This is a genomic window from Pseudomonas sp. TE12234, from assembly GCF_054061835.1.
The window spans coordinates 25,939-51,494 of the sequence record NZ_JBSSEP010000017.1; the positions used below are offsets into that span (position 1 = coordinate 25,939).

General features: G+C 59.0%; 19 protein-coding genes. 8 read left to right on the plus strand and 11 right to left on the minus strand.

The features are described 5' to 3' along the window. Positions 1 to 50: 50 nt before the first annotated feature. Complete coding sequence (gene metE, locus ACVWYU_RS22975) at positions 51 to 2,363, minus strand: 5-methyltetrahydropteroyltriglutamate--homocysteine S-methyltransferase (protein WP_457373738.1); 2,313 nt, start codon at positions 2,361 to 2,363, stop codon at positions 51 to 53. A gap of 107 nt (positions 2,364 to 2,470) precedes the next feature. Between metE and metR the strand changes: the two genes are divergently transcribed. After that, complete coding sequence (gene metR / locus ACVWYU_RS22980; protein WP_090316714.1) at positions 2,471 to 3,388, plus strand: transcriptional regulator MetR; 918 nt, start codon at positions 2,471 to 2,473, stop codon at positions 3,386 to 3,388. A gap of 58 nt (positions 3,389 to 3,446) precedes the next feature. Here metR and ACVWYU_RS22985 read toward each other — a convergent pair whose 3' ends face one another. From ACVWYU_RS22985 to ACVWYU_RS22995, 3 genes are read right to left on the minus strand one after another with little or no spacing between them, the layout of a single operon-like run. Further along, positions 3,447 to 3,944: an N-acetyltransferase family protein gene (locus tag ACVWYU_RS22985; RefSeq protein ID WP_457373739.1), complete on the minus strand. Its 498-nt coding sequence runs from the start codon at positions 3,942 to 3,944 to the stop codon at positions 3,447 to 3,449. Positions 3,945 to 3,946: 2 nt separating this feature from the next. After that, entirely contained in the window at positions 3,947 to 4,585 is a 639-nt protein-coding gene (locus ACVWYU_RS22990) for a LysE family translocator (protein WP_390958956.1), read from the minus strand. Between the two features lie 22 nt (positions 4,586 to 4,607). Then, entirely contained in the window at positions 4,608 to 5,051 is a 444-nt protein-coding gene (locus ACVWYU_RS22995) for an NUDIX hydrolase (RefSeq protein ID WP_457373740.1), read from the minus strand. Positions 5,052 to 5,242: 191 nt separating this feature from the next. Here ACVWYU_RS22995 and ACVWYU_RS23000 point away from each other — a divergent pair, with 191 nt between their 5' ends. Beyond that, the gene (locus tag ACVWYU_RS23000) at positions 5,243 to 5,713 is read left to right on the plus strand and encodes a hypothetical protein (protein ID WP_457373741.1); all 471 of its coding nucleotides are present in this window, start codon (positions 5,243 to 5,245) and stop codon (positions 5,711 to 5,713) included. A gap of 264 nt (positions 5,714 to 5,977) precedes the next feature. Here the strand turns inward: ACVWYU_RS23000 and ACVWYU_RS23005 are convergent, their stop codons facing one another. Continuing rightward, positions 5,978 to 6,799: a carbon-nitrogen hydrolase family protein gene (locus ACVWYU_RS23005; protein ID WP_457373742.1), complete on the minus strand. Its 822-nt coding sequence runs from the start codon at positions 6,797 to 6,799 to the stop codon at positions 5,978 to 5,980. 130 nt (positions 6,800 to 6,929) lie between these two features. Here ACVWYU_RS23005 and ACVWYU_RS23010 point away from each other — a divergent pair, with 130 nt between their 5' ends. Together ACVWYU_RS23010 and ACVWYU_RS23015 are read left to right on the plus strand one after the other, a co-directional pair. Continuing rightward, entirely contained in the window at positions 6,930 to 7,730 is an 801-nt protein-coding gene (locus ACVWYU_RS23010; RefSeq protein WP_457373743.1) for a response regulator transcription factor, read from the plus strand. A 169-nt stretch (positions 7,731 to 7,899) separates the two neighbouring features. After that, entirely contained in the window at positions 7,900 to 9,519 is a 1,620-nt protein-coding gene (locus ACVWYU_RS23015; RefSeq protein ID WP_390958948.1) for an FMN-binding glutamate synthase family protein, read from the plus strand. Between the two features lie 24 nt (positions 9,520 to 9,543). Here ACVWYU_RS23015 and ACVWYU_RS23020 read toward each other — a convergent pair whose 3' ends face one another. From ACVWYU_RS23020 to ACVWYU_RS23030, 3 genes are read right to left on the minus strand one after another with little or no spacing between them, the layout of a single operon-like run. Continuing rightward, the gene (locus ACVWYU_RS23020; RefSeq protein WP_457373744.1) at positions 9,544 to 11,052 is read right to left on the minus strand and encodes a glucosyltransferase domain-containing protein; all 1,509 of its coding nucleotides are present in this window, start codon (positions 11,050 to 11,052) and stop codon (positions 9,544 to 9,546) included. A gap of 1 nt (position 11,053) precedes the next feature. After that, positions 11,054 to 11,995 (minus strand): glycosyltransferase family 2 protein, encoded by a 942-nt coding sequence (locus ACVWYU_RS23025; protein ID WP_457373745.1) that lies wholly within the window; start codon positions 11,993 to 11,995, stop codon positions 11,054 to 11,056. Further along, positions 11,992 to 12,366, minus strand: coding sequence for a GtrA family protein (locus ACVWYU_RS23030; RefSeq protein WP_090316690.1), 375 nt, complete (start codon positions 12,364 to 12,366; stop codon positions 11,992 to 11,994). The genes ACVWYU_RS23025 and ACVWYU_RS23030 overlap by 4 nt, the downstream gene beginning before the upstream one ends. Positions 12,367 to 12,615: 249 nt before the next feature. Here ACVWYU_RS23030 and ACVWYU_RS23035 point away from each other — a divergent pair, with 249 nt between their 5' ends. From ACVWYU_RS23035 to ACVWYU_RS23050, 4 genes are all read left to right on the plus strand, one after another. Then, on the plus strand, positions 12,616 to 13,755 hold the full coding sequence (locus ACVWYU_RS23035; protein WP_457373746.1) for an OpgC family protein: 1,140 nt from the start codon (positions 12,616 to 12,618) through the stop codon (positions 13,753 to 13,755). 432 nt (positions 13,756 to 14,187) lie between these two features. Next, positions 14,188 to 14,646 carry an REP-associated tyrosine transposase gene (locus ACVWYU_RS23040; protein WP_457373747.1) on the plus strand — a complete coding sequence of 153 codons (459 nt, stop codon included), beginning with the start codon at positions 14,188 to 14,190 and terminating at the stop codon, positions 14,644 to 14,646. A gap of 267 nt (positions 14,647 to 14,913) precedes the next feature. Continuing rightward, positions 14,914 to 18,033, plus strand: a complete 3,120-nt coding sequence (locus tag ACVWYU_RS23045) for a transglycosylase domain-containing protein (protein ID WP_390959847.1) — start codon at positions 14,914 to 14,916, stop codon at positions 18,031 to 18,033. Positions 18,034 to 18,203: 170 nt separating this feature from the next. Next, positions 18,204 to 22,865, plus strand: coding sequence for a dermonecrotic toxin domain-containing protein (locus ACVWYU_RS23050; RefSeq protein ID WP_457373748.1), 4,662 nt, complete (start codon positions 18,204 to 18,206; stop codon positions 22,863 to 22,865). Positions 22,866 to 22,923: 58 nt separating this feature from the next. Here ACVWYU_RS23050 and ACVWYU_RS23055 read toward each other — a convergent pair whose 3' ends face one another. The 3 genes from ACVWYU_RS23055 to ACVWYU_RS23065 all read right to left on the minus strand — a co-directional run bounded on the left by ACVWYU_RS23055 (position 22,924) and on the right by ACVWYU_RS23065 (position 25,546). Continuing rightward, the gene (locus ACVWYU_RS23055; RefSeq protein ID WP_457373749.1) at positions 22,924 to 24,183 is read right to left on the minus strand and encodes a hypothetical protein; all 1,260 of its coding nucleotides are present in this window, start codon (positions 24,181 to 24,183) and stop codon (positions 22,924 to 22,926) included. 61 nt (positions 24,184 to 24,244) lie between these two features. Beyond that, positions 24,245 to 24,733: a CS1 type fimbrial major subunit gene (locus tag ACVWYU_RS23060; RefSeq protein ID WP_457373750.1), complete on the minus strand. Its 489-nt coding sequence runs from the start codon at positions 24,731 to 24,733 to the stop codon at positions 24,245 to 24,247. A 72-nt stretch (positions 24,734 to 24,805) separates the two neighbouring features. Next, the gene (locus ACVWYU_RS23065; protein WP_457373751.1) at positions 24,806 to 25,546 is read right to left on the minus strand and encodes a molecular chaperone; all 741 of its coding nucleotides are present in this window, start codon (positions 25,544 to 25,546) and stop codon (positions 24,806 to 24,808) included. Between the last annotated feature and the right edge of the window lie 10 nt (positions 25,547 to 25,556).

A 25,556-nucleotide genomic window follows, 5' to 3' on the forward strand; every position in this document is an offset into this window, starting at 1 on the left:
CCTGTAGGAGCGCCGCCCGGAGCCGGCTCGCTCCTACAGGTGGGCAGCGGTCAGGCCAATTGGCTGCGCAACTGTCGCGCCGCCGCCACCATGTTGACCAGCGCCGCTTCGGTTTGCGGCCAGGCGCGGGTTTTCAGACCGCAATCGGGATTGACCCACAAACGCTCGGCCGCAATGCGTTTCGCGGCTTTGCTCATCAGTTTGACCATCTCGGCGGTGTCCGGCACCCGTGGCGAGTGGATGTCATAGACGCCCGGACCGATGTCGTTCGGGTAGTCGAACGCGTTGAAGGCCTCCAGCAACTCCATGTCGGAACGCGAGGTTTCCAGGGTGATCACGTCCGCGTCCATGGCCGCGATGGCTTCGATCACGTCGTTGAATTCGCTGTAGCACATGTGGGTGTGGATCTGGGTTTCGTCACGCACACCGCTGGCACTCAGACGGAACGCCTCCACCGCCCAGTCCAGATATTCCTGCCATTGCGCCCGGCGCAGCGGCAGGCCTTCACGGAAGGCGGCTTCGTCGATCTGCACGATCTTGATGCCGGCAGCTTCCAGGTCCAGCACTTCGTCACGCAACGCCAAGGCCAATTGTTGCGCCTGGACTTTGCGCGAAACGTCCTCACGGGGGAACGACCACATCAGCATGGTCACGGGACCGGTGAGCATGCCTTTCATGACCTTGTCGGTCTGGCCCTGTGCATAAGTGATCCAGTCGACGGTCATGGCGTTCGGTCGGCTCAGGTCGCCGTAAATGATCGCCGGTTTCACGCAGCGCGAACCGTAGCTCTGCACCCAGCCGAAACGGGTAAACAGGTAGCCGTCCAGCTGTTCGGCGAAGTACTCGACCATGTCGTTGCGCTCGGCCTCACCATGAACCAACACATCCAGCCCCAGGCGCTCCTGAATCTGCACGGAGTGGCGGATTTCGTGGCGCATGGCATCGGTGTAGTCATTGGCCGACAGCTTGCCTTGCCTGAAGGCCTGGCGTGCCAGACGGATCGAAGCGGTCTGCGGGAACGAGCCGATGGTGGTGGTCGGGAACGCCGGCAGTTTCAGGTGTGCACGCTGCTGTTCGATGCGCTTGGCAAACGGCGAATGACGCTGACTGTCCGCCGGGCCGATCGCCGCGACACGTGCCTGAACGTCGGCCTTGTGGATGCGCGGCGACTCGGCGCGGCTGAGCTGGACGGCGCGGCTCTCGGCCAGGGCGGCTTGCACCTTGGGCGCCTGTGGATCGTTCAAGGCATCGCGAAGCACTGCGATTTCGCCACACTTTTGTACCGCAAACGCGAGCCAGCTTTTGAGCTCCGGATCGAGTTTGTCTTCACGCTCCACATCCACCGGACTGTGCAGCAGCGAGCAGGAACTGCTGACCCACAGATTGTCGCCAAAGCGTTCCTGGGCGGCTTGCAGTTGTGCGAGCACCGGCTCCAGCTCGCAGCGCCAGACGTTGCGGCCATTGACCAGGCCCACCGAGAGAATCTTGTAGGTGGGCAGGCGATCGAGCACATGCAGCAGTTGGTCGGGCGCGCGCACCGCATCGATGTGCAGACCCTGCACCGGCAGGCCGACGGCGAGGCCGAGATTGTCTTGCAGGCCGCTGAAGTAAGTCGCCACGAGTTTTTTCAGTGGCGAGTACTGAAGGATGTGGTAGGCGCGTTCGAAGGCGTTTTTCCAGGCTTGCGGCAGGTCGAGGGTCAGGATCGGTTCGTCGATCTGCACCCATTCCACGCCTTGGGCCGCCAGGCGACCGAGGATTTCGTTGTACACCGGCAGCAAGCGTTCCAGCAGGTCGAGCTTGTCGAAGGGGTTGCCTTTGGCCTTGCCCAGCCACAGGTAGGTCAGCGGACCGATGATCACCGGCTTGACGTTGTGACCGAGGGCCCTGGCTTCGTCGACTTCGTCGAACAGCTGTTCCCAGCTCAGCTTGAATGTTTGCTCGGCGTTGAATTCCGGGACCAGGTAGTGGTAGTTGGTGTCGAACCACTTGGTCAATTCCTGGGCGTATTGCGCCTGGCCATGTTCACCGCTGCAGCAGGTCGCCGTGGCGCCACGGGCCATGGCGAACAGGGTGTCGAGGGTCGGCAGGCCGTGCGCGTCCCTGGTGCTGTCGAAGCGCTCGGGGACCACACCGAAGGCCAGTGAGTGGCTCAGCACCTGGTCGTACCAGGCGAAGTCACCGACGGGCAGCAGGTCGATGCCGGCGTCTTTTTGCAATTGCCAGTGGGTGGCGCGCAACTGGCGGCCGACGCTTTGCAGCGCCTCCTGGTCGAGATCGCCCTTCCAATAGGACTCGAGGGCTTTTTTCAATTCGCGGTCGGCGCCGATGCGCGGAAAACCCAGGGTGTGGGCCAAGGCCATGGTGAGTTTCCTCCCTTAAAAGATGGCGCTATTGTCGACAGCCAGACCAACATGAGACAAACTCAACCTTTTCGTGTTGATCACAAGTTTTCCTCATGGAGCCCACGGTGCTTGAAATCCGTCACCTCAAGACCCTGCACGCCTTGCGCGAAGCCGACAGCCTGGTGGATGCGGCCGACCGCCTGCATTTGACCCAGTCGGCGCTGTCCCACCAGTTCAAGGAACTGGAAGAGCGCATGGGCATGCCGCTGTTCGTGCGCAAGACCAAACCGGTGCGCTTCACCAGCGCCGGATTGCGCCTGCTGCAACTGGCCGATGCCACCCTGCCGCTGCTGCGCGCCGCTGAACGCGACATCGCGCGGCTGGCCGGTGGCACCGCCGGGCGTTTGCACATGGCGATCGAGTGCCACAGTTGCTTTCAGTGGCTGATGCCAACCATCGATCAATTCCGCGATGCCTGGCCGGAGGTCGAACTGGACCTCGCTTCCGGTTTCTCCTTCGCCCCGTTGCCAGCCCTGGCCCGTGGCGATCTGGACCTGGTGGTGACCTCCGATCCGCTGGATCTGGTCGGGATCACTTACGTGCCGCTGTTCACCTACGAGGCGATGCTCGCCGTGGCCAACCAGCACCGTCTGGCGAGCAAGGCCTACATCGTCCCGGAAGACCTGGTCACGGAAACCTTGATCACCTACCCGGTGGAACGCGACCGGCTGGACATCTTCACCCGCTTCCTGGAACCGGCCGATATCGAACCGGCGCAGGTGCGCACCTCGGAACTGACGGTGATGATGATGCAGCTGGTGGCCAGCGGACGCGGCGTCTGCGGCATGCCCCATTGGGCGCTGCACGAGTACAGTTCACGGGGTTACGTGAAGGCCAAGCGGCTCGGCGAGAAAGGGTTGTTCGCGACGCTGTACGCGGCGGTGCGCACCGACATGCTGGATGCACCGTACATGCGTGATTTCCTGCTGACGGCGAAGGACACGTCGTTTTCGACGCTGGATGGGGTGAGCGCGGTTCGCTAGAACACCACACCCCCTGTGGGAGCGGGCTTGCCCGCTCCCACAGGGATTTGCGGCGCACTTACAACTGTCGCCACATATGAATCTTGTCGAAATACTCCTCGCCCACCCGCACTGCCATCGGCTCAAGTCCGAACTGGACGAACCCGCAACGCTGGTACAGGTAGAACGCGGCGTCATTGCCGGCGGTGACGGTCAGTTTGATCAGCCGCAGTTCCGGATGCTGCTGCGCCTCGGCCAACACCGCCTGCACCAGCTGATAGCCGAGCCCGCGTTGACGGACATCGGCGGACACGTACATGCCAAAGAGCGTCGCCTTGTGCCTGGCCTTTTCCCGAAGCTCCAGGGCCAGCCCGACAATGCCCGCCAACCTGCCCTCTTCGAACGCGCCGAACACCCGATCCAGCTTGCTGGTCAGGCGCGACTCCCACCACTGCAATGGCATGGAGGCACGCTCGCGCACGCTGGAGGTGAAGGCCTGCGGGTGACGGTCATAGGCTTCGAGCATCAACTCCCGGTAAGCCAGGGCGTGGCTGGCATCCAGACGTTCGATCCACATGGTCAGGCCATCCGGCGTTGTTCAAGCATCAGCCGCAGCGCCAGCGCCGACAGCACGAAGCCCATGAAATAACGCTGCAGCGCCAGCCAGGTCGGGTTGTTGACGAACCAAGAGGCGATGCCCGCGGCAAACAGGGCGATCATCAGGTTGACGCAGAAACTGACGCTGATCTGGGTCAGACCCAGCACGATGCTTTGGGTGAACACCGAACCGTGTTCAGGGCTGATGAACTGCGGAAACACCGAGAGGTAGAACACCGCGATCTTCGGGTTCAGGGCACTGGTCAGAAAACCCATGGTGATCAGTTTGCGCGACGAATCCGGCGGCAACTGCTGTGCCTCGAACGGCGAACGCGCCCCAGGTTTCACCGCCTGCCAGGCCAGCCACAGCAGGTACAGCGCGCCGGCCCATTTCAACACTTCATAAGCCATCGGCACCGCCAGGAACACGGCGGTCAAACCGGCAGCCGCGGCAAACAGGTGCACGAAAAAACCCGAGACCACACCCAGCAACGACGTCACGCCGGCCTTGCGCCCCTGGCAGATCGAACGGGAGATCAGATAGATCATGTTCGGCCCCGGCGTCAGCACCATCAGCAACGCGGCAGCGGCGAAAATCAGCAAATCCTGAAGCGGGATCATGGCGGTTCCTTGGCGTGGATGATCAGGCGATTGCAGTCAGCGAAGCCCGATAAAACGGCAGGATCAGGTCCCGTGTCAATGGCGCCAGGGTGACATTGCCGTCGGTGGCCGGGTCGATCCAGATCACTTCTTCGATCTCTGCTGCCGGGGAAACTTCGGCATCAATGGTCAGCAGAAAGATTTCCGCCTGTACGACAAAACCCGGCTCGTTGGCAGCCGGAGCCGAGAACTGCCCGAGAAAAGTCGCGTTCGCTGGATCGATGATCAATCCCAACTCTTCGTCCAACTCACGGGCCAGGGCATGAATCGGTTGCTCATCGGCTTCGATCTTGCCCCCCGGCTGCATGAACGCCTCGGTGCCGCGCTTGCGCACCAGCAAGGTACGGCCGTCGGGGCCGATCAGCAGGGCGGCGGCGATGTGGATAAGTGCGGAATCAATGAGAGAAGCATCAGTAGGAAAAGACATTGCTGACCAAGGGTGCGTGTAAGGGCTGTAAAGAATCCCACGCCTTTTTGCCTCGGCCAAGGGCTGGGGCTCGCCGAGGACCAGAACGGTCCGCTGGCAAGCCCGGAAATTTCCCACGAACGACTTTGGTAGCGTGGTTGTACCGATTTTCAACGGTCCCTCACCACGCTCGCAATCAAAGGAAGCCTCGCATGTCCGACATCTCAACGCTGAAAGAAAAAATCAACACCAAGACATTTCATCTCATTCTGTTGGGGCTACTGACGGGTGGGCTTTATTTGAACATCTGGATGTATAAAACCTTTACCGCACTGGAGGAAGTCACTCACATAAAGACCATGAGCTCGGCCTTTTTTGTCAGCTACCTGGTCCTCATCGGGATAATCGGATACATCAGCGTCGTCCCCCATCTCTATACATTCGTGCTGACCGGTATCCTGTTGTTATTACTCACAGCACTTTCCCTGCTCTGGTGCTTTCGCGTACGACGGGTGCTGAAGGCTTACGCCTTGGCCGAACACAACTTCGAGCTACGTATGAACCTGGTCTATACCGGGCTTTTTACCTTTTACTACATCAACTACTGCATCAACGCCCTTGCGAGCGACAAGCAGAAGCACGAAGACAAAAAGCGGGCGAAGCCGCAAGCTATTCAAGCTTGAACGAAAAAGGCGCACCCCCGAGAAGATGTTCGCCGTGTTTGCTCTTCGCCACATCATCAACCCACGAGGAAGCCATGCGGCCGTAGCTCATGGCGGTGAAAACAGTGAATTGTCGTGGGGGTGTATCGTTTGACCGGGCCTCATCGCGAGCAGGCTCACTCCCACAACGGATTGGGTTTGATCACAAGGGCACGGCTCACACAGATCCAATGTGGCAGCGAGCTTGCTCGCGATGGCGCCAGGGCAGATGCCAAAGAATCCGGATCAACGCGCCGGTATCAGCAGCTCTCGCAACCCGGATGCATGCTCAACCACCGCCCCCGGCAACTTCAGCCGCTGATCATCCAGATACCGATAATCCTGGCGTGCCGCCGTCAACCGGTTCAGGTCCAGCTCGACCGCAAACTGCCCCTCCTCGCGCCCGGCCTCGAACAGCAAGCTGCCCAGCGGATCCACCAACGCGCTGCCGCCGGCGAACAGCAAGCCGCCATCGCCCGCTTCCACGCGGTTGACCATCAGCGCAAACGCCTGGTTTTCCTGGGCGCGGGCCATGATCGCGGTGCGGTGGGTCGGGCCGTAGGGGTCCATGTTGCCGTTGGTGACCAGCAGCAACTCGGCACCCAATTGCGCCAGGGCGCGGGCGGTTTCGGGGAATTCGATGTCGTAGCAAATCAGCAGACCGACGCGCACGCCGTTCCACAGGCAAGTGGCATAGCGGTCGCCCGCCTCATAGACGCCGCGATCCGACGCCCACAGGTGCGTCTTGCGATATTTCAGCGCGATGCCTTCGGGCGTGATCAGCAGCGTGGTGTTGTAGAAACGGCCGTTGTCGTTCTCGGCGGTGCCGATGACCACGGCAATCTTGCGTTCACGGGCGGCGGCGACAATGGCGCTGACGCTCGGACCGTCCAGCGGCTCGGCGATCTCGGCCACGGATTCGGCTGACGGGAAGCCCATCAAATGGCTTTCCGGGAACAGGATCAGTTGTGTATCGGCGGCGCAGGCATTGATCGCCGCCAGAGCGCGTTCGAGGTTGTAAGCCGTGTCGTTGTCACGGCCCGCCAGTTGGGCGAGTTCGACCTTCATGGGGATTCCTTGTCATGGATGCCGGGCGGCACAAAGATTGCCCGGTCGCTGTCTGTCTGTGCGCCAGTATGCGCAGCAAGCACGCAGGCGGGGAATTACGCCACTGGGGTAACACGATAGGGGTAGAGGCATGACACTCTCGTTGGACGACATCGCCTGGCACCGTTCGGTCGGGCACCTGATCGACGCCCTGGACAAGCCCAATTTCTGGACGCAACTGGTGCGTTTGCTGGATCAGTACGTGCCTTGCGATAGCTGGGTAGCCCTGCTGTTCAGCGCCGATCAGCACCCGCAGGTGTTCGCCGAATGCCCCGGCGTAGACGGCGGTCCCGATCAGTTGTTTCAGGATTACCTGCGCGGGTTGTACCTGCTCGACCCGTTTTACATCGCCTGCCGCGAACAATCGCGCACCGGGTTGTATCGCCTCTCTGAAGTGGCGCCCGAGCATTTCGAACTCACCGAGTACTATCAACGCTACTTTCGTGTGAATGTCGTGGCGGACGAAATCCAGTTTAATTGCCAGCTCGAAGGCGACCGCACGCTGTGCCTGTCCCTGGGCAGCAAGCAGCGCTTCAGTGCCGGGCAGATTGCCTTGCTGTCGCTGATCCAGCCGTGGGTGCTTGGCCTGTTGCGCCAGCGTCTACCCTATGAAATCAACGAGATGGTGGCGCTTGCGCCGACCCCGGTACAAGGCGACTGGCGGGTGCAACTGGAAGCGTCGGTGCAGCAACTCAAAGGCGCGCAGTTGACCGCCAGGGAGCTGGATGTCGGGCGCTTGATGCTCAGCGGTTGCTCCAGCAAGGAAATCGCCCGCAAACTGGAAATTTCCATCGAAACCGTGAAGGTCCATAAGAAACACATGTACAGCAAGCTCGGGATCAAGTCCCAGTCCGAGCTGTTTTCGATTTTTCTGCAGGCACAGAATGCCTGACATAACACGGAAATGCTTTTCCGCAGGAGCGCGCCTGCTCGCGATGATCGTGAACGATAACGCAGGGAACCTGATGCCCCGTGGTGTTCACTGGTTCACCGCGGCCAGGCTCGCGCCTACAGTGATTTGCGTTTAGCCGAATAATTGAGTCCGAACCCAAGGAAACCGTATGAGCCTGTCGCTGCTGAGCCGCTACGCCTTCTTTGCCGTCTGCGTGATATTCACCCTCGCCAGCCTGCCCTTTCTCGAACACGACTGGCTGTGGCCGATCACCGCTGTCACGGGCGTACTCAGCCTGATCGGTGTTTTCGATTTGCTGCAAAGCCCGCACGCGGTGCGCCGTAATTACCCGATCCTCGGCAATATTCGTTACCTGGTCGAAGCCATTCGCCCGGAAATCCGCCAGTACCTGCTCGAATCCGACAGCGACGCCCTGCCCTTTTCCCGGGCTCAGCGTTCGCTGGTCTACTCCCGCGCCAAGAATGAAAGCGCCGACAAGCCGTTCGGCACCCTGATCGACGTGTATCAGTCGGGTTTCGAGTTCATCGGCCATTCCATGCGTCCGGCGCCGCTGAGCGACCCCAGCGGTTTTCGCGTGATGGTCGGCGGCCCGCAATGCACCCAGCCGTATTCGGCGTCGGTGTTCAACATTTCGGCCATGAGCTTCGGCTCGCTCAGCGCCAACGCCATTCGCGCGTTGAACCAGGGCGCCAAACTCGGCAACTTCGCCCATGACACCGGCGAGGGCAGCATCAGCCCGTATCACCGCGAACACGGCGGCGACCTGACCTGGGAACTGGGCAGCGGCTATTTCGGTTGCCGCACCCCGGACGGGCGTTTCGACCCGGAACGCTTCGCCGCGCAGGCGCAGACGCCACAGGTGCGGATGATCGAAATCAAGATGAGCCAGGGCGCCAAACCGGGCCACGGCGGGATTCTGCCCAAACACAAGGTCACCCAGGAAATCGCCGATACCCGCGGCATCCAGATGGGCGAAGACTGCATCTCGCCGTCACGCCACAGCGCGTTTTCCACGCCAATCGAAATGATGCATTTCATCCAGCAGTTGCGCGAACTGTCCGGCGGTAAACCGGTGGGCTTCAAGTTCTGCCTCGGTCATCCGTGGGAGTTCATGGGGATCGCCAAGGCCATGCTGGAAACCGGCATCCTCCCGGACTTCATCGTGGTCGACGGCAAGGAAGGCGGCACCGGCGCCGCGCCCGTCGAGTTCACCGACCACATCGGCGTGCCGATGCGCGAAGGGCTGCTGTTCGTGCACAACACCCTGGTGGGCCTGAACCTGCGGGACAAGATCAAACTCGGCGCCAGCGGCAAGATCGTCAGCGCCTTCGATATCGCCAGCGTCCTGGCCATCGGAGCCGACTGGGCCAACTCGGCGCGTGGCTTCATGTTTGCCATCGGCTGTATCCAGTCGCAAAGCTGCCACACCAACAAATGCCCGACCGGCGTTGCCACCCAGGACACCTTGCGCCAACGGGCGCTGGTGGTGCCGGACAAGGCCCAGCGCGTCTACAACTTCCACCGCAACACCCTCAAGGGCCTGGCCGAGATGCTCGCCGCCGCCGGCCTCGAACATCCGTCGCAGTTGTCGGCCAGGCACCTGGTGCGACGCATGTCGGCGACCGAGATCAAACTGTTCTCGCAGCTGCATGTGTTCCTGAAGCCGGGCGAATTGCTGACCGGAGAAGTGAACGGCGAGTTTTACTCGCGGATGTGGCAAATGGCGCGGGCCGACAGTTTCGAGCCCAATGAGGTCGCGGCTGCCTGACCGCCACGGCCTCGTCACTGCGCTTCACCAATGAAGCGTTTTGATCGGGGCCGGTTCTTTCATCACGATAAAGCCGTAATCACCGATCAGGTAGATCCGGTAGAACTGGCTCTCCACCAACGCGGGAAAGCCTTGATACCCCACCTTCGTCGCGTTACGTCGTTCCTTCTCCGCAACCACGTTGGTGATGCCCACCGTGGGCAGGTTTTCGGCCAGCATGAAGAAGTCGGTATTCAGCAGATAGTGCAACACCGGCATGTGCTTGAACGAGCCCGCGGCCCCCGCCAGCCAATGATCGGAATAAGTGACCGACAGGTAGATGCGCTTGGCCTCGCGCAATGCCCGATGGCTGGCGATGTCGTACTCAAGGCTGTACAGCGCGCTGCTGGCGAAGGTTTTCTGCAGCGTCAGTACCCGGCCATAGGCGAACGACAGTGACAGCATCGCCACCAGCGGCACCACCAGCAGCAGCGGCAATCGCTCGTGCAGGGGTGCCAGTGCCAGATGAGCCAGGTAGAACATCAGCACCAGCAAGACGGCAAAGCCCATCAAGGTTCTGGCGCCTTCGTTGAAATCGCGGAAAAACAGCGCAACACCCGACACCAACAGCAGCACGATGGGCACGCACAGCACACACAGCAGGCCGATCAACCATTTCACCGGCCCACTGTCCGGACGCTGCACAACCCGTGAACCCAGGTGAACCGCACCGATAATGGCGCACAGCAACAACCCGGCGAACACCCAGGCAAATCCGCCATGGAACAACAACACCACCTTTTCCAGCACCCGGCCGATGTTGATCTGGATTTGCAGCAAGGGATGCGCGCCCCAGTTCAGCAACTGCGTGCGCCTCTCTCCCATGAAGGGGTAGGCGCTGACGCCGTAGATCAGCCCGCCCAGCATGACCTGAGCGAGCTTCCAGCCGATCAGGCCGCCCCACTGCGGCCAGGCCACTTTGTCGTTGGCGGCCCGCAGCACTTCCAGGCAACACAGGCCGAGAAACACATTGAAGCTCACCTGATACAGCCCGAGCGCCAGTGCAATCAGGAATGACGGCACCAGCCATTGCACATTGCGCGAGGGGTGGCGAAAGGTGATGGCGTAGATCACCGCCACCACACTCAGGACCATGATCGGGCCGTCGTAGTGATAGGACAGGTTTTGCAGGAAGAACGGGTTGTACCAGAGCGGCAACAGCACCAGACAGCTGGCGACCGTCGGCTGACGGAAGTAATGAAAGGTCAGGCTGGTCAGTGCCGAGGCCATGGCCACGGTCGCGATCAACAGCGGCAACGGAAAGATGTTCGGCGCGGCGTTGCTGAAGGTCAGCAGGTTGTAGAACAGCTCGGCGAATAGCCGCCCCTCTTCGGCCCAGGCCATCCCCGCCGACAGCGAGCGCCAGTTGTCATCAATGTAGGGGTAATCCGCCAGGATCAGAGGCAGCACATACAAAAAGGTCGCCAGCAGGAAAAACAGCCAGACCTGTCGGCGTCCGAGTTCCCTGACGAAGAAATCACTGAATCTGCCCATGCTAAGGCCCATGCCTGCTTTTGCCGCCGACGATGTCTTTGACCACATAGCGCGGCCGGTGCTTGGACTCGATGTAGATTCGGCCGATGTATTCACCGAGGACGCCGATGCCGATCAACTGCACACCGCCAAGGAACAGAATGGCGGTCATCAAGGACGGATAACCGGGCACGCTGTTGCCGAAGAAAATCTTGTCCAGCACCATGTACACCGCGTAAAGCACGGCGAAGATCGATACGCAGCCACCGACGTACGTCCATAAGCGCAATGGCACAGTGCTGAACGAAGTCACGCCTTCCAGTGCCAGGTTCCACAGCTTCCAGCCGTTGAACTTGCTGTCCCCCGCCACCCGCCTGGCCCGCTCGTATTCCACCACGACACTGTTGAACCCGGCCCAGGACAGCACGCCCTTCATGAACAACTGGTGCTCGGGCAAGGCGCGAATCACGTCGACCACCTTGCGGTCCATGAGGCGGAAGTCACCGACGTTCTCTTCGATCCGGGTGTACGAAATCCGGTTCAACAGGTGGTAGAACAGCGAGGCACTGTGGCGTTTCAGATAACTGTCGGTGGCCCGATTGCGACGCTTGGCCAGGACCACATCGGCGCCCTTTTGCCATTGCTCGATCAACAAGGGAATGACGCTGATCGGGTCCTGCAGGTCGACGTCCATCGGGATCACCGCATCACCGGTGGCATATTCCAGGCCGGCGAACAGGGCGGGCTCCTTGCCGAAATTGCGCGAGAAATTGATCAGCATGACCTGATCGTCCGCCTGCGCCAGGGCTGTGGCCTGCTCGCCCGTAAGGTCTGAGCTGCCATCATTGATGAAGACGATCTCCACTTCGGTCCGGTCAAGCCTCAATTCATGACGCACCGCCTGGTAAAACAGGTTGATCGCCTGTTCTTCATTGAATACCGGGACGATGAGCGACACTTTCATGCTTCACGCTCGCGAAACACCACGTACTTGGAAAACAGGAAGCCGAACACCAGGCTTAACGCCGAAAACAGCGCCACGGTCAGCAGGCCGTGCAGCCGCCATGCGTCACCGAGGTGCCCGACGCCCAGGCTCAGCGCGCCCATCGCCACAAGAAACAACAGATAACCGCCCACCGAGGCCTTGGCATCGAAGGTGTACAGCGCATTCATGTAGAACGAAAACGAGGCCGCCACGCAGAAGGCTGCAAGATTGCTGGCAGCCTGAGTCAAACCGGCCGCCACGCTGAGCAGGAAAAAGATCTGCCAGTGAATCAACGTGTTTGCGACGCCAATCACCGTGTAGCTGGACAAGCCTTTCCACACCCGTCTCATGCTGACAACCCTGTGTTGGAACCTGATATATCCCCAGTCATTTGAGCTTGTCTACTGTCAGAAATCACAGGTATCGCAGCCTTTCAGACCAGCGGTTAAACGCTGCCACCACGCCACGAGACATTCCGAAATATCCCGCCTTTGCATTTGCCGGCGAATCACGCCACCCTGCGCGCCGCCGATGTGCGGGCGCAACCTTCCGCCCTTCCCGGACTCCTTTGTTCAACACCCGTTCAAGAGCCTGATGTCATGACGTTAGAGCGCGATCACCGGATCGACTTTTTTCGTGGCCTGGCACTGATCTTCATTTTCTGGGATCACGTGCCCCACAACCCTCTGGGTCAAATCACCCTGCGTAACTTCGGTTTTAGCGATGCTGCCGAAGTCTTCGTGTTTCTGGCCGGTTATGCGGCAGTGCTGGCCTACGGCAAAGTCCTCGCGCGCGAGGGGTTTCTGATTGCCTGCGTGAAGATCCTGCGCCGGGCCTGGGTGCTCTACGTGGTGCATATTTTCCTGTTGGCGATGCTGATGGGCATTGTGTTCTTCGCCAACAGTCACGTGGAGACCCGGGATCTGGTGGAGGAAATGGGCATGCACCACTTCATCGCCAGCCCGCAACAGGCCCTGATCGATGAACTGCTGCTGCGCTTCAAACCGAACCTGATGGACCCGCTGCCGCTGTACATCGTGCTGCTGGCCGGGTTACCGCTGGTGCTGCCGCTGCTGGTGCGCAAGCCCTGGGCGGTGGTGGCGGTGTCATTGACGGTGTACCTGCTGGCGCAGTGGCTGGGCTGGAACCTGGCCGCCATCAAGGACGGCGTGTGGTACTTCAACCCGGTCGCCTGGCAGTTGCTGTTCGTGCTCGGTGGTGCGGCGGCGATTCACTCACAGCGCCCGCGCTTGCCCGAGCCCCGACCTTTGATTCGCCAGCCGTTGTTCATGACGGCAGCGGCATACGTTGTGGTCGCCGGTGTGCTGACGGTGTTGTGGCGCTGGCCGCAGATCCACGACGCGCTGATGCCGGCCAGCCTGAGCAACCTGTTGTACCCGATCAGCAAGACCAACCTGTCCCCCGTGCGCCTGCTGCACTTTCTGGCGCTGGCCTACGTCACCGCGAAACTGCTGCCCGACAGCGGCTGGACGCAAAACTGGCTGGCCCGGCAAAGCTGCCGTATGGGTCGTTTCTCCCTGGAAATCTTCTGCCTGGGCGTGCTGCTGGCGCCCCTGGCGGACATGGTCAATGCGATGACCGACGATGCCTTCGCCATGCAGATCTTCACGGCGCTGGTGGGGGCGGGGTTGATGGCGTTGCTGGGGGCCTGGCTGGAGTTCAACAAACGCTTGAATCAGACCATTAAAAGATCACAGGCGGTGACAGTGCCTGCCTGAGGCAATTACCTGTGGCGAGCGAGCCTGCTCCGGGCGGCGTTCCGACGCTGGAGCGCGAAGCTGCCCAAAAATGGGACGGCTACGCAGTCCAGCGGGAGCAAGCTCCCTCGCCACAGGGAAGCGCGTTCCTCCGTTTAAACAGTTTGCCGGGCTGAAACCCTTTTGTGGCGAGGGAGCTCGCTCCCGCTGGGCTGCGAAGCGGCCCCAACCCCTGTCATCGGATTATGTCTGACTAAACCGGTTACCTGGTTTTGCGACTGCTGCGCACTTGAGCGGGACGGTGCGGCGATCCGACAAGCTCCCTCGCCACAGAAGCACTGCAGCCACGTTAATTCCGTCAGGGATTTCGGATTTCTCCTTCAGGAAGCGCGGCGATGTGTAGGTTGGATGACACCTAGGATCAATAGGAATTTTCACAAAAGGACGCAAGGAATGCTTCCACGCCCAAACTCCCACCTTCTGCGCCAAGGACGTTTTTCCGAATCAGGCCGGGCCTATCTCATCACTGCGGTTGTACATCAAAGACGCCCGATATTCAGCGATTGGAGTCTGGGGCGCTTGCTGGTTGCTGAGCTCAGGCGCGCCCACGATCAGGAATGGGTGAACTCAATTGCCTGGGTAGTGATGCCTGATCACTTTCATTGGCTGTTACAACTTGAAAAAAGCAGCATGGCGCGACTCATGCAGGCTACCAAGTCCCGCAGCACACTGACCATCAACCGGGTATTGAATCGAACTGGCGCATTTTGGCAATCCGGCTATCACGACCGTGCAATCCGCAATGGGGAAGATTTGCGGCCTTTCGCTCGCTACATCGTCGCCAATCCTTTGCGCGCAGGATTGGTGGCAAAAATCGGTGATTACCCGCTCTGGGACGCCTGCTGGCTTTGAAACCAATTGCCGGTGTAAACCCTTTTGTGGCGAGGGAGCTCGCTCCCGCTGGGCTGCAAAGCGGCCCCAACCCCTGTCATCGGGTTATGTCTGACTGAACCGGTTGACTGGTGTTCGACTGCTGCGCATTCGAGCCGGACCAATCTCCCTCGCCACAGAAATCAGAAGAAACCCGATAGTTGGAGGTTCACAATTTTTTCACCATCGCCAACCACCGTCTAAGCTTCAGACAAGTCAGATCAATCTGCGTGAATGGATCAGTCGACTATGGGCGCGTTATGGCAAACCGATTCGAGTAAAACTGTGGTCCCGACTGAACGTGTGGATGAAGCGCCTATACCTGAAAAACCCCGTCGCAGCCGCATCAAGCACGGGTGGAAGGCGTTCTGGTTGCTGATATTGATCATTGCGATTGTCGTAGGCCTGGCGGCGTCCAAGGAGATGCGCACGTCGAGGTTTCAAGCGCGAGAGGTCAGCAAGTTTGCCGGAACCCTGAGTTATGAACTCAAACCCGGCCCCAGTGACGCCATTCGCTACCCCGGCGCCGGTCCGTTCGACCAGCGTCTGGGCTACAGCTCGCTGGGTGAGTTCCTGCCCCGTCTGCTGAAGCGCAATTTCGTCATCGAAGCGCAAACCCGCTTTTCCCCGGCACTGATGAGCTACGCCGACAAAGGCCTGTTCGTACCCTACGCCGAAAAAATCCAGGCCGGGTTATCGATCACCGATTGCCGCGCCGCGCCGTTGTACCAATACAACTATCCGCAACAGCTCTACTCCAGCTTTGACTCCATCCCGCCGGTGGTGGTCAACAGCCTGCTGTTCATCGAGAACCGTTTTCTGCTTGACCCCAAACAACCCCTGGCCAACCCCGCCGTGGACTGGCCGCGTTTCGGCATGGCGGCATGGTCCCAGGTTGCCAAAATGTTGCATGTGCCTGGTCAATCGGCCGGCGGCAGTACCCTGGCCACTCAGCTGGAAAAATACCGGCACTCGCCCGATGGCTTGACCGTCAATGGCGCGGAAAAAATCCGCCAGATGATTTCCGCCACCGTGCGCGCCTATCAGGCCGGGCCACAGACCCTCGCTGCCCGGCAGAACATTGTTCGCGACTACCTCAACAGCGTGCCGCTGTCAGCCGTGCCCGGCCACGGCGAAGTGCACGGCATGGCCGAAGGCTTACGGGTGTGGTACGGCTCCGATTTCAACCAGGCCAACGAGGTCCTGACCAGTACTGCGACGGACCCGAAAACCATGGCGGCGAAAGGTCTGGCCCTGCGCGAAATGTTGTCATTGATGATCGCCCAGCGCCGCCCTTCCCATTACCTGACCAAGGGTCGCGACGAACTGGTCGACCTCACCGACAGCCACATTCGCCTGTTGGCACAAAATGGCGTGATCGACGCGCCGTTCGCCGCCGCCGCATTGGCCAGCAAGGTGACCTACCGCGACTGGGCCACCCAGCCGACCATTCAGCCCATCGAAGCCAACAAGGGCATCAGCGTGGCCCGCAGCCGTCTGGCCGGGATGCTCAATCGTCCGCTGTACGACCTCGACCGCCTCGACCTCTCGGCCACCAGCACCTTGCAAAATGAACTGCAAACCCAGGCCACCGAGTACCTGAAAAAACTCGCCGACCCGGCCTTCGCCTCGCAGATCGGCCTGATCGGCGAGCATCTGTTGACCCCCACCAGCACCACGCAAGTGCGCTACAGCTTCACCCTGTTCGAATTGACCCCGGACGGTTCGCGGGTGCGGGTGCAGACCGACAGCACCGATCAACCGTTCGACATCAATGAAGGCAGCAAACTGGAACTGGGCTCCACGGCAAAAATGCGCGTGCTGACCACCTATCTGCAGATCATTTCCGAGTTGCACGATAAATATGCCGGCATGACCATCCCGGAACTGAAGAAAGTCGACGTGCCGGAACAGGATCACCTGACCCGCTGGGTGGTCGATTATCTGATTCAGAACAAGGACCGCAGCCTGCAGCCCATGCTCGGTGCGGCGCTGGACCGCAAGTATTCCGCCAGCCCTGGCGAAGCGTTTTTCACCGGTGGCGGATTGCACGTGTTCCATAACTTCCGCAAGGAAGACAACGGCCGCATGCCGACCCTGCGCGATGCCATTCGAGAGTCGATCAACCTGCCCTTCATTCGCCTGATGCGCGACCTGGTGCGCTACACCACGTATTCGGGTCCCAACAACAGCTCCGAACTGCTCAAGGACGACAACGACCCGCGTCGCCAGGAATACCTGGCTTCGTTCGCCGACCGCGAAGGCACTTCGTTCCTGCTGAAATTCTGGAAAAAGTACAAAAACAAGGACACCCAGGCACGGCTCGATACCTTCCTCGACGGCATGCGCCCAACGCCGATCCGCCTGGCCGCCGTGCACCGTTACCTGCTGCCGCTAGCCAGCCAGGAAAGCTTCAACACATTCGTACGCTCGAACCTCAGTGGCGCCAAGCTCACCGAAAAACTGACCGATGATCGCCTCATCCGGCTCTACGACAGTTACGGCCCCGGCAAATACGACCTGCCGGACCAGGGCTTCATCGCCAAGGTTCACCCATTGGACCTGTGGATGATGGGCTACTTGCTGCACAACCCGGACGCGACCTTCAGCCAGATCGTCAAAGCCAGCCAGTTCGAACGCCAGGAAGTCTACAGCTGGCTGTTCAAGAGCAAACACAAGGGCGCCCGTGACAGCCGCATTCGCACCATGCTGGAGATCGAGGCCTTCCTCGACATCCACCAGCGCTGGCAAAAAGTCGGCTACCCGTTCGACCACCTGGTGCCATCGCTGGCAACCGCCATCGGCAGCTCCGGCGACCGTCCCGCCGCGTTGGCCGAGCTGATTGGCACCATCCTCAATGACGGTGTACGCATGCCGACCCTGCGCATCGACAGCCTGCACTTCGCCGCCGGCACGCCCTATGAAACCAAACTGATCAATGACCCGGAGGTCGGCAAACGGGTGATGCCATCCGAAGTCGCCACCGCCATGCGCGACGCCCTGTCGCAAGTGGTGGATGCCGGTACCGCGAAACGGGTCGCCGGCACGTTCAAACTGCCCGACGGCAAGCCGCTGGCCATGGGCGGCAAGACCGGCACCGGTGACAACCGCATAGAAGCCATCGGCTCCGGCGGACGGGTCCTGAGCTCCAAGTCCCTCAACCGTACGGCGACTTTCGTGTTCTACATCGGCGACACCCACTTCGGCACCCTGACCGCTTTCGTGCCGGGGCGCTCGGCGGAAGCCTTCACCTTCACCTCGGCGTTGCCGGTGCAGGTACTCAAGGGCATGGCGCCGATCCTGACCCCTTACTTGCAACCGGGCACCCATACGATGTGCCAGCCAACCCAGGTGACCGCCGGCCGTTGAGCGATGGCCAACGGCTGAACCGGGTGGCGGTACATATGTATTTTTCACTCCTTGATTTTTGGAGAGTCGAGCCGCACCCGGCACCTTTTTCAACCAATCTTTAAGCTTTTTTTACGCCACAGGCCTACCTAGTCTGGTCGTCCGAATCATGATCAAAGGACGATCAAGCAATGCCCACGACCCCCTCGGCGATTCAGGGATCCGACCTGTTCGACATCGCCCCGCTCGATAAAAGCATCCACTTCCATCAGGTCAAAAAGGCGATTCCTGCCTGGCTGCTGAACACCTCGCCATCGCGTGTGGAGGACCTGAAATCGGTCAGGCTGACGCTGCCCGACTGGCACAGGAACGCGTCAACACTCGCTCACCGCAAGTTGAAAAAAGCCAACCAGCTCGGCTGGACCGCGCAGAACACGGCGGATACGGCACTCAAGGATGTGAAGGATATTTTCGCCTTTGCCAAACCCCTGCTGCAGAAAGCATTGAAGGACCGCTTCGACGTCGAAGACGATGTCGAGGAAACCTGGCTGCGGCTCTATGCCCCGGTGACGACGGCTTGGTGGGTGCATGATTTCTCCGGCGGAACCACCAGCCGCACGGTCTCGCTGCTGGACGCCGCGCTGCATAACTTTTCCCGGGACGAAACCTTCACCGAGGACTCCGAGTTCATCACCCGCCCCGACGCACTCGGGCATTTCAACGTCAAACCGCTCAAGCCCAAAGTGAGCATCGAGCAGTTCAAGGCCCTGTGTCGCGAACTGGACATCGGCGCCCGCTATCAACAGCACCTGAATGACCTTTTACTGCCAGCCGACAAAACGGCGAGCAATGTCCTGCGCCACAAAGTCGTTCAGAGCCAGAAAAGTGCACTGAATGCCGCCGCGTACATGGCCCTGATGAAGAACGATATCGACCAGGCGGCCTTTGACGTGGTGCAAGGCATGCTCAACGACCGTTCGCGGCTGGAGTGGAACGGCAAACCCGTCGGCTATTACAACCTGGCGATGATGGACACACGCCTGAGCGGCATCATCCTGATCGCGTCCGATACCTCCAGCGCCAGCGGCCCGGTCCCGTTGATTGCCTATGTGCCCCATGATCCGCTGCACCCGCTCAAGCAATACCCCTCCTCACTCGATTTCATGGCGGAACTGACGCGCCAGTTGCGCGATGGCGAATCCGCCAACAGCTATCAACGCTTCTTCAGCCAATTCGTGCCCCATGAGCAACGGGGCCATTTCTTTGCCGGATTGAACGCGCGCCTGAGCACCGTGAAATGGCAGCCGGCCCCCGCAGGTTCCAACTTGCCGAGCTGGCGCGAAACGCCTGTGGATAAACCCAATCTGCAATTCAGTGTGTCCAGCATCAAGATCGACCGGGAGACGACCTTCAACAATGACCTGTGGGGCTATCGCTACCGGCAGACCCTGAACAAGGTTTTCAACGATGCCCGGGAAATCGCCATCTCCACCGAATACGCCGACCGCATGGCTCGCTGGGCCTGGTGGGACAACCTGGAAAAAATGCTCTCGGACATCCTCAACATTGCCTTGCTGGTGGCGACGCCCTTGGTGCCGGGCCTGGGGCAATTGATGCTGGCGTATACGGCCTATCAACTGACGGATGGCGTGGTCGAGGGCCTTGTCGATCTGGCTGAGGGACGCCTGGCCGAGGCCGGTGAGCAGACCCTCGGCGTGCTCGAAAGCGTCGTTCAGTTGGGGGTGTTCGCGGCGGCAGGCTCAGTCGGCAACGTTGCAGGGGCGAAGCTGTCGCCGTTTTTCGAAGGCCTGAAACCGGTGCGGCTGGCCAACGGTGACACGCGTTTATGGAACCCCGACCTCAGCCCCTATGAACGTACCGACGTGGATTTACCCGCCGATGCCCGGCCTGATGACCAGGGTATTCACCAGCATCAGGGCCGGCGCATCCTGCGCCTGGCCGATCAACATTTCGAAGTGCTGGATGACGCGGTCACCGAACAACCACGCATTCGCCATCCGGAACGCTTCGATGCCTACGCACCGACCCTGCGCCACAATGGCCATGGGGCCTGGGTCTGCGAAACCGAAAACCCGCGCGAGTGGGAAGGCTCGACCCTGATGCGGCGCCTCGGTCACAGCACCGAGGGTTTCAACGATGAACAACTGGAGGAGATACGTCAGATCAGCGGCACCGAAGAAGGCGTGCTGCGCCGGGTGCACGTGGAGAGCGCACCACCGCCGCCGCTGCTGACCGATACCCTGCAACGCCTGGCTTCACCGCCCATTGAGCCCGCGCCGTTATCCCCTGAGATTGCGACGCTGTTCGATGATTTCCCGGAACTGCCGGCGACCATTGCGGACCAAATCCATGCGCGCGCCAGCGCTGCGGAACGTCGGCGGATCACAGAAGAAAACCGCCTGCCGTTACGCCTGAGGACCCAGGCACGAGAGCTTCAGTTCGAAACCCAGGCGGTACGAGCAGCCCAGGGTTTGTACCCGAGCGCATCAATCACCCCCGACACCGAACGCCTGGTGCTGGGCACCCTGCGCTTTCACACCGATACCTTCGGCGACCTGCGCCTGGAGATTCGTCAGGGCACGTTCGATGGCGAGCTGCGTTACAGCGTCGGCCCCGATGACGCCACGCGGGTGCGGGTACTGATTCGCGACGAGGACGGGCAGTATCAGGTGCGTGATGGCGAGGATAAGCCGATCCACGAAGCCGATGATTTTTTTGAAGCCGTGCTACAGGCCACGCAGGAAAATGGTCAAACCAGCCTGGGCTACAAACCGGGTGATGCCGAGTTTTTCAGGCAATGGGTCATGGTTAAATCGGCCCCGCCCAGCGAACGCCGGACCGTGCTCGCCGAGCCGCCCGTTCGCATGGTGGCCGAGCATGAAACGATGCTGTTGGTGCGTGGGGGTGGGCTGAGCAAGGAAGGCAAAACACTGCATGAACGCATTCGGGATCTGCATCCGCACTTCAGCGAGGCCGAAGTTGATGTATTTGCCAGTGCTTTGACCGCCCGAGGTGAACCGCTTAAGGCCATAGAAGAGCAGGAAAAGGATCTCGTTGAGTTAAGGGGGATCCTCGTTAACTGGAGGCGCCAACAACCCTTTAGCCCGGTTTCAGACGACCTTGGATTCCTAGGCGGTGGGGGACAATTTATCTCAGAACGCTTGATTGATTGTTTCGAGCGAAAAAATACAGAACTTGGCACCCGCGCTGATCCATTCGCTTACTCACTTGATCTCTCCAAAGAGTTTCTGCCGCTAAACCTGGATACTTGGTGGTCAAAACTTCCGGAACTAGCTAAATATTTCAATAAAGTTACGAACCTCAAACTCGACAACACGAGATTTTCATTAGAGCCAAACCGGCTACTGCATGACTTTCCAAATCTTCGGGAACTTAGCGCCAACCGTTGCGCATTGAATCATCTGCCAGCCGACATCGGAAACATGCATCAGCTGGAGCGTCTTGAGCTAAGTTCAAACATGATCAACTTGAACCGACTCGGGATCGAACAATTAAGCAACCTGACCTACATGGAGACACTCGATCTAAATAATAATCCGCTAATTAGACTACCCGACATTTCGCGCATGCCTAGACTAAAGGTACTCGACCTAAGAAATACCGGACTCACTACTTGGCCCATAGGGCTTTTAGCCCAAGAGAGGCCTGAGGACTTTTTCCTGGACATGCGGGGCAATCCGTTCAATAGCGTACCCGATATGACGCTAAGGCCCTCAGATGCATTGGTACTGGGGCAAACACGCCTCGATGTCGAAAATTTATCGGCCATCGACCTCTCTCGGTTCAACGAGATACGGCAACAAGCAGGCCTCAATGAGGTAGGAGCATTACCTCCAACAGTTCCGACTTTCAGTGAATTGATCCGGGAAAGTGATTCCGGAGCAAACGCTGGACAGCTTAAACATTGGGAAGAACTGAAACACGAACCGGATGCTGGGCCTTTTTTGTCCTTTTTAAATGGGGCACCTGGCTTTGCTGATTACCGAGCCGGCGGCGTGGCGCGTGAAAAACTATTAGAACGCCTCTGGCGCGTGGTTGATGCCGCGTATATCGATACGCCGCTCAGAGAAAAACTCTTCGCCATGGCCGGTGATCCAGTTAGATGTGCCGACGCCGGCGCACAACTGTTCAACAACATGGGCATCGAAGTGCTCGCTTTCGAGGCTTATTCCGGCTCGACCGATCCTGCACAACTGGAAACCAGCCTGGTAAAACTTTGCAAAGGTTCGGCACGCCTGGAGTTGGTCAATGATGTCGCCCGGGCTGACATGAGCAGTCGTCCAGGTGACCCGGATGAAGTTGAAGTTTATTTGGCCTATCAGACTGGATTGGCAAAACGCTTGAGTCTGCCCTGGCAATCCGAAGGCATGCTTTACAGACCGGTATCCGGTGTCACCGACGCCATGATCGATAACGCCTACGACACAGTACTCTCGTTCGAAAATGGTGACGGCCTCGTCAACAAAATGCTTGAACTGGATTTTTGGGAGCGCTTTCTCCGTGAAACCTACCCTTCGCAATTCGAGGACAACAAACAGCTTTACCTGAGCAAATTCGAACAGCTTGAGACGTTGCGAACGACTCAGCATGAGTGGGTCAACTCGATTCATTTGACGGAGGTGCAACGCAGCGAACTTAGAACCCGACTCAAAGCATTGGCGAACGATCTGCCGGTTCCAGACACTGTGATTTTTGCCGACGAGCCAATGAGCGAGGACATTTACAACAGACTGCTCAATGACATCGGATATGACGAAAAAGAACTGTCGAGACGCCTGACCCGTGAGGCCATGAGAAAAGCCAACATTTAACGCGGTGTTAGCCAGCAACACCCCCTGAAGGCCCCTTTTGGAGCCTTCAGGGAGCTCTTCAACCCACTTCCGAATCCCAGATCACCGTGACATCCCCCGCATAGGTTTTTGATACGCCCTCGCGCAACATCTGTTCGACCTGTTCCCTTGCGATTTCAAAGTGCAGGGTTCCAGGCTTGCGTTCAACATAAAAGCCGGGCTGAAACAACTCGGTGCCAGTGCCATCGAGTAGCAGGGGTCGACGCTGAACAGGTAGTCCTGACGCATCCGTCAGGCCGTTGGGCAAGCTCACACTCATGTTCAGAGGCACAAGATCAGCCGATGCCGAATCACGTAATGCGCAAGTATTGCCAATGGCGTACTGGCATTCCAGCTGCATCTTGAAGCGCGACGAGGCCGATACGTTGAACGTCTGATCACGAAACAAACGTGTCGGCTTACGCCCGTGATTCAACCAGGCTTGCCAACCACCTTGAGGCACTAAATCGATTCGATTCCCCCCAGGCGGGATGTCGACCTTGAGCGAATGCTGGACATCCAGGGTGAAATCGAGCGTGATTGCCGAGTCGTTCGGCAACATGACATCGCCGAAATCGAAATCACCACCAGGACCTACGGAGTAGGTCAATGAGCCTCGATATTGCCCCGAAGACATACCCAGAGGGTTGGGGGTCTTGAGTTCATAGACGTATTCGACTGCGCTGTGCAGGAACCAGGGAATATCCATGTAGGGCACTATGCTGCAGGCGCCCGCGGCCTCGGGAAAGAGCCAAAAGAAAAAGGCAAAATTGACACCGGCGAGGTTTATGTCGAGACCGGTACAGGGGGCAGCTGGGTGTGTCCATGGCGCGCGCCAACGGCCTCCCGGCGTCGTGGCCCAGGCACTAACACCCGGCGGTCTCGCCAGCCACCAGGTTCCACCAATTCCGGCGACTCGTATTTCAACAATCTCTCGCTCCCCCGTTCGACTGTGGACGACCTCCAGTGGGCGCCAGCTCGATGGCACGCTGAAGGTAGCGCCCTGCCTGGGATCGGCATGTTCGGCCGGAATGGGCTGTGTAGAACTGAATTGAAGGCCAGGCACCCGCAGACTGAAGATGCCTAATCTCGCACAGGTACTGGCTATATAGTTTGGGCACACGCCGCTTTGCGGCGTTGTGTTGACAAACTTGTTGACCAAGGGATTTGTCGGATCAGGCACAAACTTCGCGGTTATTTCCTGTACCACCGCGCCGACGGAGGGAGCATGCAGGCCGGCCAGCAAACCTACCGCAAGCGAGAGTGCAGCCATTGTTCTTAGCGAAAATAATAACTTCATTGTGAATCAACCTGAAATTCCAACATCACGGAATACCCGCCACCTGTTGCCCCAAACGAAATCAAGGAGCGATGGCCTCAAAAATCATATGCACGCTGCCGTAATATTCACCGGGCTTGTAGCCGTCTTGTGGCTTGACTGCAGCGATTTCCAAATACACCCGTCTACCCGCTTTCCCGTCTGCTTCAGAGACAACTTCTGCGTTATCCACGGTGAGTTTTGTCCTGTTAAAACTCACGTCCAGTGCGATGTTGTCGATATCCCTGCCATTACTTAAATAAGGCTCCGTAGACAAACGGGCAACGATCCCGCCATTACTGTTTTTGACATCGAAACTCTTACGCAGCCGACTCAACTCCTCTGACGACGGAATCCAATTCAGTTTCTGTTCACGACCCAGCCATTCAGGGTCCACTGGCAAAACGTAAAAATCAGCGGTCGGAATAGTGACCGAGACTTCAAAGGTTTCGCGTTCTGTAATAGCGAATGCATAAAGGCTGTTCAGCGTCAGAAACACCGATAAAGTCATCGCAGCTAACTTTCTAAACATGGTGATGACCTGTTGTCTGTCAGAAATAAAATCCGAAATGACTCGAACCCGGATGGCTTACAGTCCATGGCACTACCCTCTCACTTCGAGTTTTTTAGTCTCGGCTCCTTCAATAACAGTGAAACGATATTCACGGCCTGCCTGTTTTTCGAACTGGAAAGTTCGACCGGCAAGGATGTGATGCTTGGTGGCGGGCTGACAGTCCTGCTCGTTTTTTACTGAACAGTCCTTGAACTCGTCGACGATCACCACACTATTGCCGTTATTGCGGATGAGATAATTCCCCGTTCCGTTCTCGATCACGCTGTCGAAGCGTGTTTCCTTGGGGCGAACAAAGAACACTGCGCCATAACCGGCCAATATGGTGACCCCGGCAGACAAGTTCTTCTTATAGTCCTCGCGCTCTTCGCTGGAGACCGCAAACTCGTCTTCCTTTTCGGGCACTACCGGCACGAAACGCACTCTGAAATACCGCTCCCTGTCGCGCTCCCCCATGAACAGGAGGCGCGTACCCTGCATGCCATTGGCTGGAACAATCAGCCGAGCCGGGCTGGCCATCAAACCGTCACGAGCCTCTGCATCGACGTGGGTCTTTAGAGGTACTTCCCGCGCGGTGCCATCGGCGTCATAGTGGATTTCGAGAACGTTGACCTTGACGAACGCGGTGCTGTCTCCGCCATTGAATACCCGTTTCAAAAAGGTACTCTTATCCCCGTCCAGATAGTCATACACGCTGCCGATATTAATATTCGGAGCGGCATGGGCCGACGTGGTGAATACGCAAAAACCAAACATTGCCAACAGGCGCTTCATAGTTCTATTC

Excerpts from the sequence above, each read along its gene's own strand:
- ACVWYU_RS23035 (WP_457373746.1), top strand. The coding sequence starts at position 12,616 with ATGACGTTAGAGCGCGATCACCGGATCGACTTTTTTCGTGGCCTGGCA.
- ACVWYU_RS23055 (WP_457373749.1), bottom strand. The coding sequence starts at position 24,183 with ATGAAGTTATTATTTTCGCTAAGAACAATGGCTGCACTCTCGCTTGCG.
- ACVWYU_RS22990 (WP_390958956.1), bottom strand. The coding sequence starts at position 4,585 with ATGATCCCGCTTCAGGATTTGCTGATTTTCGCCGCTGCCGCGTTGCTG.
- ACVWYU_RS23045 (WP_390959847.1), top strand. The coding sequence starts at position 14,914 with ATGGGCGCGTTATGGCAAACCGATTCGAGTAAAACTGTGGTCCCGACT.
- ACVWYU_RS23065 (WP_457373751.1), bottom strand. The coding sequence starts at position 25,546 with ATGAAGCGCCTGTTGGCAATGTTTGGTTTTTGCGTATTCACCACGTCG.
- ACVWYU_RS22985 (WP_457373739.1), bottom strand. The coding sequence starts at position 3,944 with ATGTGGATCGAACGTCTGGATGCCAGCCACGCCCTGGCTTACCGGGAG.
- ACVWYU_RS23030 (WP_090316690.1), bottom strand. The coding sequence starts at position 12,366 with ATGAGACGGGTGTGGAAAGGCTTGTCCAGCTACACGGTGATTGGCGTC.
- ACVWYU_RS23010 (WP_457373743.1), top strand. The coding sequence starts at position 6,930 with ATGACACTCTCGTTGGACGACATCGCCTGGCACCGTTCGGTCGGGCAC.
- ACVWYU_RS23015 (WP_390958948.1), top strand. The coding sequence starts at position 7,900 with ATGAGCCTGTCGCTGCTGAGCCGCTACGCCTTCTTTGCCGTCTGCGTG.
- ACVWYU_RS23060 (WP_457373750.1), bottom strand. The coding sequence starts at position 24,733 with ATGTTTAGAAAGTTAGCTGCGATGACTTTATCGGTGTTTCTGACGCTG.
- ACVWYU_RS23050 (WP_457373748.1), top strand. The coding sequence starts at position 18,204 with ATGCCCACGACCCCCTCGGCGATTCAGGGATCCGACCTGTTCGACATC.
- ACVWYU_RS23020 (WP_457373744.1), bottom strand. The coding sequence starts at position 11,052 with ATGGGCAGATTCAGTGATTTCTTCGTCAGGGAACTCGGACGCCGACAG.
- metE (WP_457373738.1), bottom strand. The coding sequence starts at position 2,363 with ATGGCCTTGGCCCACACCCTGGGTTTTCCGCGCATCGGCGCCGACCGC.
- ACVWYU_RS23005 (WP_457373742.1), bottom strand. The coding sequence starts at position 6,799 with ATGAAGGTCGAACTCGCCCAACTGGCGGGCCGTGACAACGACACGGCT.
- ACVWYU_RS22995 (WP_457373740.1), bottom strand. The coding sequence starts at position 5,051 with ATGTCTTTTCCTACTGATGCTTCTCTCATTGATTCCGCACTTATCCAC.
- ACVWYU_RS23040 (WP_457373747.1), top strand. The coding sequence starts at position 14,188 with ATGCTTCCACGCCCAAACTCCCACCTTCTGCGCCAAGGACGTTTTTCC.
- ACVWYU_RS23000 (WP_457373741.1), top strand. The coding sequence starts at position 5,243 with ATGTCCGACATCTCAACGCTGAAAGAAAAAATCAACACCAAGACATTT.
- ACVWYU_RS23025 (WP_457373745.1), bottom strand. The coding sequence starts at position 11,995 with ATGAAAGTGTCGCTCATCGTCCCGGTATTCAATGAAGAACAGGCGATC.